The 236-nt window shown below is 58.5% G+C and carries 1 pseudogene; it reads left to right on the top strand.

Features of this window, described 5'->3' with window-relative positions:
- Positions 1–236: pseudogene (locus tag R0J88_RS23500) on the top strand (DNA-directed RNA polymerase subunit alpha); the annotation flags it as partial.

A 236-nucleotide genomic window follows, 5' to 3' on the forward strand; every position in this document is an offset into this window, starting at 1 on the left:
GCTGGATGCGACCTTTACCCCGGTTCGTCGGGTCTCCTATGCCGTCGAGGCTGCGCGTGTTGAACAGCGCACCAACCTCGACAAGCTGGTGATCGACCTGGAAACCGACGGCACACTGGATCCGGAAGAAGCGATCCGCCGCTCCGCAACTATCCTGCAGGAGCAGCTGGCCGCCTTCGTTGATCTGGAAGCAGACAAGGAACAGGAAGTCGAAGAAGAGGAAGATCAAATCGATC

This window comes from Pseudoalteromonas sp. SIMBA_162, assembly GCF_046535955.1.
GTDB classification, from domain to species: Bacteria; Pseudomonadota; Gammaproteobacteria; order Enterobacterales; family Alteromonadaceae; genus Pseudoalteromonas; species Pseudoalteromonas marina.